The sequence below is a fragment of the Streptomyces sp. KR55 genome (genome assembly GCF_052245645.1).
In the GTDB taxonomy this organism is placed as follows: Bacteria; Actinomycetota; Actinomycetes; order Streptomycetales; family Streptomycetaceae; genus Streptomyces; species Streptomyces flavusporus.
The window spans coordinates 1-7,629 of the sequence record NZ_JBQQCE010000476.1 but is presented as its reverse complement, the minus strand read 5'-3'; the positions used below and the strand labels follow the sequence as shown (position 1 = coordinate 7,629).

Sequence of the window (7,629 nt, the reverse complement as noted above, 5' to 3'; positions counted from 1 at the left end):
TCGTTGAGGATCAGCACGGCGGATGCCCTCGGGATGCCGGCCTGTACGTTCTCCTGGAAGCTGGAGATCCACTTCACGCCGTCCACCTGTACGTGCCCGCCGATCGAGGCCGGCAGCGCGATGATCCGGGAGGACGGGCGGTCGGGGAAACGCAGGAAGTACGACGGCGGGTTCACCGAGTCACCGGCGCCGTGCAGCCGGTAGGCGGCCTCGACCAACTCGACGATCTGCTTCTCGCGCCCCTCCAGCACCTGCTGGACCTGGGCACCGGAGATCACCGCGAAGGGTGGCACGGTGTGCGGCTCGGTTGTCGCGGACGCCGTCACGGCGGGGGGGATGGCGGTCATCGGGCGGTCACCTCGACGGTCGGCGAGCAGTCGGACAGTCGCACCGAGTCGGCCATCGCGACGAGCACGTCGCGCGATCCCTCGAAGGGCTCCCGGCTGTGCGCGGTGCGTATGTTGTCGACGAGCATCAGGTCGCCGGCCTGCCACGGCTCGCGTGCGGTGTTGGCCTCGTAGACCTCGTTGAGCAGCTGCACCACGTCCTCGCCGATCGGGTCGCCGCCTCCGAAACGGGTGTTGAACGGCAGCCCGTCGGCGCCGTAGACCTCGACGAGGTACTCGCGGACCTCGGGGGCCAACGTCCACTCGTTGAGGAACGCGATCTGGTTGAACCAGCAGCGCCGGCCGGTGACCGGATGGCGCACCACGGCGCTGCGGCGCTGCCTGGTGCGCAAGGCCCCGTCGGGTTGCCAATCGAACTCGATCGCGTTGGCGCGGCAGTAACTCTCGACGGCGCCCCGGTCGTCGGTGCCGAACGCCTCGGTCACGGACGACCCGATCTCGTCGTTGTAGCTGCGGGTGAGCAGCCAGCCCTCCCGCTCGAACCGCTCGGTCAAATCGGTGGGCAGCTCCTCGAGCACGGTCGCCGCGTCGGCCACTCCGGTCGCCCCGCCCTCGGTGGGCGCAGTGAGGCAGGCGAACAGCATCAGACCGGGGAACTCCAGCGTGTAGCTCAGTTCGTGGTGCATGCACATCGGCTGGTTCGGCGGCCACTGCGCTGAGGAGTACACGCCGTCGGCGTAGATCCGCCGGAGTGCGAAGGCCTCCCTCTCCGTCATCAGCCCGGTGCTCAGCCGCTCGAAGACGGCACCGGTCCCGGCCACGTCGCGCAGCCCGAGGCCGCGGACCAGGACACAGCCATGCTCGGCGACGACGGCGCGCAGCGCGCCCCGGTGCTCGGCTGCCCAGCTCGGCGCGTCGCCGGGGGTCTCGGCCTGCAGTATCGGAGGACGGCCGGGTTGCAACTCGACGTCGTCGAGCAGCGATGTCGGGGATATGGAGGACATCCTGATTTCCTTTCAGTGTGCAGCTGTGTGTGCCGCTCAGGAAGAAGGCAGTAGTTCGGCGGTGCGCAGCACGGCCTGTGCTGCCTCGGCCGGACAGGTGCGCAGGAAGTAGTGGCCGCCCTCGGCGAGTTCGTGCAGGTCGACGCGGACCGCAAGGAGCTCCCAGTCGCGGTGACGGCGCGAGTGATCAGCCGTGATCGGGTCGTCGGTGGCGACGACCACGGTGACCGGCGCGGACAGCTTCACCGCCGGGGGAGTGTCGAGGACGTGGGCGAAATAGCGGTGTGCGGACACGCAGTCGTGCCGGTAGGCGGCACCGACATGCTCGGCGCGCTGCGCATCCAGCTCATGGAGCTCGGTGTAGCCGCTGTCCGTGCTCAGCTTCGCGGCGATCTCGGCGTTGCTCTGCCCGGTCAGCTCGGTGACGGCGTCGCGCCGGTCAGCGGCGTTGCCGAGCAACTGCGCGCCGACAAAGACCCGTTGGACATCCACCCCGCGCTCCTCCAGCTGCCTGGCGGTCTCCACGGCGAAGGCCGAGCCCGAGGAGTGACCCCACAGCAGTACTCCGGGCAGGCCACGTTCGGTGATCTCGGCGACGACCTGCGCAACCACGTCCGCCATCGGCGCGAAAGGCTCGCTCTCGGCGGCCACGTCGTGACCGGGCAGTTCAACGGCGTAGACCGCGATCCCACTGCCCAGCAGCGCCTTGGCCATCGGCTGGAAGTTCACCGCGTTGCCGCCGGCGTAGGGGAAGCACACCAGGGCACCGGCTGGCGCACCCTCCGGTTCGGACAGCGACTGAAGCAGCCCGGAACGCCGATCGGACCTGCCGTCGACCAGCGCGGCCAGATCGGCGAGGACCGGATGACGGGTCACGTCCTTGAGCGATACCGCGCGGTCCAGGGTGATCACCAGCTTCACGGCCGACAGCGATGTGCCACCCCGGCCGAAGAAATGGTCCCGTCGATCGATCTGAGCCTGCGGGATGCCGAGCACCTCCGCCCAGGCGGCCGCCAGCCGCTGCTCGGTCGCTGTACCCGGCGCGTGGTGACCTTCCTCGTAGTCCTCGACGACGTCGAGTTCTCCCGCGAGCGCCGCCAGCGCCCTCTTGTCGGTCTTGCCGTTGGCGGTCAGCGGCAGACTCTCCCGCCAGTGGAAGGCCGACGGCACCATGTACTCCGGCAGCGACTCACCCAGCCGGTCCCGCAGGTCCTCGGCCGGGAGTGATCCCGGGCCGGAGTAGAAGGCCACAAGGTGCTTGCTCCGGTCGGGCCGCTCGGCGACCACCACCGCGCCGTCGCGGACACCGGGCACCTGCAGCAGGGTGTTCTCGATCTCGCCGATCTCGATCCTGAAGCCACGGATCTTGACCTGGGTGTCGCGGCGTCCGAGGAACTCCAGCTTGCCCTCGGGCAGCCAGCGACCGTGGTCGCCACTGCGGTAGAGCCGGGCGCCCTCGCGGTGCGGGTCGGGCATGAAGGCCTGCTTGGTGCGGTCGGGGTCGTTGACGTATCCGCGGCCGACGCAGACGCCGGAGAAGACGATCTCGCCGGGGGCGCCGAGCGGCACCGGTGACAGCTGCTCGTCGACGACGTAGACGTGCACGTTGCTGACGGGGGGACCGAGCGGGACCCGTTCGCGGTCCGGCACCTGGTCCATGACCTCGTGGTTGGTGTCGTCGGAGGTCTCGGTCAAGCCGTACGCGTTGACCAGCTTGATGTCGGGCTCGGCCGCGAACCAGCGCTGTGTGAGCTCCTTCTTCAGCGCCTCACCGGTGACAGACACGTACCGCAGGCCGGGCAGCTCGCGCGGGTGCTGCTCCAGATACGTCAGTACGGCCTCGAGGTACGACGGCACGACCTGGAGCACGGCGACCCGGCCGGCGGCGATCTTGTCGACGAACCGCTGGACGTCCAGGATCACCTCCTGCTCGACCAGCAGGGTCCGCCCACCGACCAGGAGCGCGGACACCAGTTGCCACAGCGAGATGTCGAAGCACTGGGGGGCGGTCTGGGCGACCACCTGCCCCTTGCCGATCTTCAGGTCGTCGATCTTGGCATAGAGGTGGTTGACCATGCCCGCGTGCTCGCACATCGCGCCCTTGGGCTCTCCCGTGGAGCCGGAGGTGAAGTAGATGTAGGCGAGTTGGTCCGGCGCGACGGCGATGCCCAGGTCGTCGTCGGCATGGCCCTCGTCGTACGCCGTGCCGACGAGGAGCTTCCGGACCCCCGGTAGCGAGTCCAGGGCCTGGTCGAGCGAGTCGGTGCTGCCGGGTTCGGTGAGCACGAGCCCGCACTCGGCGCGGGAGAGCATGGCCGCGATGCGGTCGGCCGGGAAGTGCGGCTCGACGGGCAGGTACACGCCTCCGGCCTTGAAGACCGCGAGGACGGCGGCCATCCAGTCCAGGTTTCTCTCGGTCACCACCGCGACGACACCTTCGCGCCGCAGCCCCCGCGCCAACAGGGCTCGTCCCAGCTGGTTGGCACGTGCGTTGAGCTCGTGGTACGTCCACTGCCGGTCGCCGTGCACGGCGGCGACGGCATCCGGGTGCAGCCTCACCCGCTGCTCGAACAGCTCGTGCATCCGGGCATCCGGCAGGGTACGGCACGGTCCGGACAGCCCTTCGAGCTGGAACCGGAGCTCCTCGGTGGAAAGCAGGCTCTGCCGCGCGTGCTCGGCATCCGGATCCGCAGCGATGAGCGCGAGCGCGTTGACGTGGTAACTGGCGATCCTGGCGGCGTAGTCCGCGTCGAGTACGTCGGTCCGGTACCGCAGTCGCAACACGGGTGGGCCGCCGTGGTCCGAGAAGCCCACCCACAACACGGTGTCTCCGGCGAGATCGCCGCCGACGCCCGTCGGACGGGGATCGAAGGTCGGATTCGGATCGAAGACGGTCTCGATCGACGGTTCGGTCAGGCCCAGCTCGCGCCTGAGTGAGTCGACCGGAAAGTCCTTGTGCGACAGTAGTTCCGACGCGACGCGATGGGTGTCCACCAGCAGCGCCCGCCACGATGGGGGTACGGTCGTCAGCCGGCAGGGCAACGGTCGGCCGCCCTCCTCGGCGACGTAGCCGGTGGTGACGTCGTGCTCGCCGGACAGCGCGGCGAGTACTTTGGCGTGCGTGGCCAGCATCACGGAGTCGAGCGGCATCGTGAGGTCCTCCGCCAACCGGCGCAAGGCGCCCATGACGTCGTCCGGGATCGTGGCCTCGTGCTCGTCGACGCCCGTCATCGGATGGAGCGTCCACCGCGGGATCGTGGTGGATCTGCCGGCGACGAGCACACCGCGCCAGAACTCCTGGTCCGCTTCCACTCGCCTTGCCATCGATCTGTCCCTCTCCGCTCGCCGTGGCCACCATGTCTGTCGCCGCCGGCCAGGGCGGCTCCACTGTCGTCGTTGCTCTCGGCAGACCGGCAGACCGGTGTGTCCAGCCAGGTGAGCCCGCTGACCGAGATGGTCCTGCTACCCCTTCCGCACCAGTGCTGTCGGCTGACGGGGGGCATCTCTCATCTCCGTGGCCGGGTTTCCACCCCACCGCGCGTGCTGCGGGACTTCCTCGCCCTTCATGAGAAAGGAGTCGGGCGCCAGCACTGAACCGTCACCCATCGTCACGCCGTAGTGGACGTGGGAGCCGACACCGAGGGTGCATCCGTCGCCGATCGTGCTGCGGTCGGACTTGAAGGTGCCGTCCTCCTGCGAGTGGCACTGGATCTTGCTCCCCGCATTGAGGGTGCAGTCGTTCCCGATGGTGGTGAGCATCCGCTCCGTCAGATAGCAGCCGTCATCGAAGACCCTGCTGCCGAGCCGAACACCCAGGAACCGCCAGATCACGTTCTTGAAGGGGGTGCCGTTGAAGACGTTGAGGTACTCGTCAGGCACCTTCCACAGACGCTCGTGCCACCAGAAATACGGGTCGTAGATGGAGCACAACCGCGGTCGCAGCGCGCGGAAAGCCACGATGGCACGCTCCACCAGTACGAAGTAGAGGGGGGTGAACGCCAGGGTGAACACCATGAATACCGCGATCGGTACATGTCCAAAGGAGTCATACAGTTCGACATCCGCGAGGGCGAGCACCGTGAGCACGAAGAAGTACAGCCACCGCACGAGCAGGAAGAGGACCATCGAGCGGATGTTGTAGCGGTTCTTGGCAGCGAGGTTGCGGTGCAACTCGTCCCCGGTCCGCATGTGGTCGAACCGGCAGTCGCGTTCCACCGACCGGGGAATCTCGAAGCACGGTGAGCCGAGCAGACCCACCCCCTCACGCATCTCGCCGTCGAGCGGAATCATCACTTTCGTCGCGAGGAGGCAGTTGTCGCCCGTCTTGGCCCCAGACGGATAGGCGATGTTGTTCCCGAGGAAGTTGTTCGGCCCGATCGACGCCCGGGACACCCGGAAAGACGTGCTCGAGAAGTCGGCATTGACGATCGACAGGCCGTCAGCGGCCATCGTGCCGCTGCCCACAGAGCACAGGTACGGGGTCTCGTGCTGCACTTCCGTGCCGAAGTTCGACCCGGTTTGCTCCACCCGGGACAGGTCGTATCCAAGACCGCGCAGATAGTGGACGATGTAGGAGCTGTCACCGAAGAGCCAGGTGAAGAACTTCACGTTGGTGATGCGTGCGATCGCCCGGTGCGTCGAGTAATGAAAACCGTACAGTGGATATACCTTGTCCGGCTTGACGACCAGATTCAGCAGGCGCGGGACGGTGAACAGAACGGCGACGCCCACGACGACGAAGCTGAAGAACAGAACGCAGGAAACGATCAGCGCATCGACGTAGAGCTCCGGCGACCCGAGCCCTCCCGCGCCCGGGCCCAGCCGGTCGCTCAGCGCCGGGACCTGTGTCAACAGCATGTACAGGCCCCCGACGGCCAGCGGCACGGAGAGGAAGAACAGCTGACCCACGGTGGCGAGGCCGAAGCCGAGCCGGCGCAGGGTGCCGCACCTGGCGGGCGGGACCCTCACGTAGTCGAGCTCCGTGCGCTGCGCCGGAGATCCGTGCCACCGCTGGCCGCCCGGGACCGCCTGGCCGCTGTGGAGCGAGGACGTATGACCGAGCTGCGCCCCGTCGCCCATAGACGTGTCGATGTCGAGCACGGTCTTCTCGCCGATGAACACATCCCGGCCAAGGGTGACCGGCCCCGTCTGAATACGGCCGGCGTGCGCCCGGTAGCAGAGGAAGAACGAGTCCTTGCGGATCACCGTGTCGGCGCCGATCGTGAGCAGGTCGGTGCAGACCGGAACGTTGCGGGAGAGGATCGTGACACCCTTGCCGATTCGTGCGCCGAGTGCACGCAGGTACAGCACGTACAGGGGATTACCGACGAAGAAGACCATCGGGTTGGCGTGGAGCAGCACCTTGACGGTCCAGAAGCGCAGATAGGCCAGACTCCAGACCGGGAATTCGCGTTTTTTCCACCGACCGATAAGGATCCATTTGGCCACGACCGGGAAAGTGCACATGCCGACGAAGCCGGCGCCGCCGAAGACAGTCGAGCGCAGGTAGATGTCCGTCAAACTCGAGCCGGCGGATATCCATGCATAGCCGCGGGCGGTGAAAATTGCAGCGAGGGAGGAATATCCTAGGAAAAGCAGGAGCTGCAGCGTTCCGCAGAGGGTGTACTGCAGTGTGCTGACTGGAGTCACCGCCTCCGACGATTCCGGGACCGGCGAACTGACGGGGGCGGGTGTGGCAACGGCACCGGTTCCGGCGTCGGTACCGATATCGGCGAGCGCCGTCGCCAGGCTGCGGATCGTCGGGTAACGGTAGATATCTTTCATCGACACGGACGGCAAATCCGCCCGCTTTCTGACGCGTGCACAGAATTGAGCCATCACCAATGAATTACTGCCGAGGTCATCGAAAAAATGGCTGTCGACCGACACCTGCTTGACGCACACGACGCCAGCGAGTACCTCGGCGAGATTCATCTCAGTTTCCGTCGACGGGCTGTTGTCCGGCACGGTCGTCAGGGACTTGGCAGACTTCTCCACCACGCAAGCTCCTTGAGGAAATATTGAACACCATCGCCGGTGCGACCGACGCCCGGTTTCCTCGCGCTGAGCGCTGAGCGTCGAGCGCTGGGCAGATAAAGCAACCCGGACGCCGCGAGTTCGTGAATTCATGCCTTCACGAAACCATCACGCTCTAGTGTCTCGTGATCCTGTTCGTGGAACCTTACGCTTCTCTGCTCGTTGAGTCTGGTATGGATCTCTCCTCTGAACAGATGGCCGATCTACGGGAGTTGGCGAGCTCGCGTGATGTTCCGGCTGAT

The 7,629-nt window shown here is 66.8% G+C and carries 3 protein-coding genes and 1 pseudogene; all 4 read right to left on the bottom strand.

The features are described 5' to 3' along the window. Positions 1–347, bottom strand: a pseudogene (locus ACTWQJ_RS42365) (2,3-diaminopropionate biosynthesis protein SbnB); the annotation flags it as partial. Next, positions 344–1,351, bottom strand: coding sequence for a TauD/TfdA family dioxygenase (locus ACTWQJ_RS42360; RefSeq protein ID WP_443311742.1), 1,008 nt, complete (start codon positions 1,349–1,351; stop codon positions 344–346). The gene ACTWQJ_RS42360 and the pseudogene ACTWQJ_RS42365, both read right to left, overlap by 4 nt. A 36-nt stretch (positions 1,352–1,387) precedes the next feature. Then, the gene (locus ACTWQJ_RS42355; protein ID WP_443311741.1) at positions 1,388–4,675 is read right to left on the bottom strand and encodes a non-ribosomal peptide synthetase; all 3,288 of its coding nucleotides are present in this window, start codon (positions 4,673–4,675) and stop codon (positions 1,388–1,390) included. A 138-nt stretch (positions 4,676–4,813) separates the two neighbouring features. Beyond that, on the bottom strand, positions 4,814–7,285 hold the full coding sequence (locus tag ACTWQJ_RS42350) for a Pls/PosA family non-ribosomal peptide synthetase (protein WP_443311743.1): 2,472 nt from the start codon (positions 7,283–7,285) through the stop codon (positions 4,814–4,816). Between the last annotated feature and the right edge of the window lie 344 nt (positions 7,286–7,629).

Coding starts and splice junctions, on each gene's coding strand:
- ACTWQJ_RS42350 (WP_443311743.1), bottom strand. CDS start 7,285: ATGAATCTCGCCGAGGTACTCGCTGGCGTCGTGTGCGTCAAGCAGGTG.
- ACTWQJ_RS42355 (WP_443311741.1), bottom strand. CDS start 4,675: ATGGCAAGGCGAGTGGAAGCGGACCAGGAGTTCTGGCGCGGTGTGCTC.
- ACTWQJ_RS42360 (WP_443311742.1), bottom strand. CDS start 1,351: ATGTCCTCCATATCCCCGACATCGCTGCTCGACGACGTCGAGTTGCAA.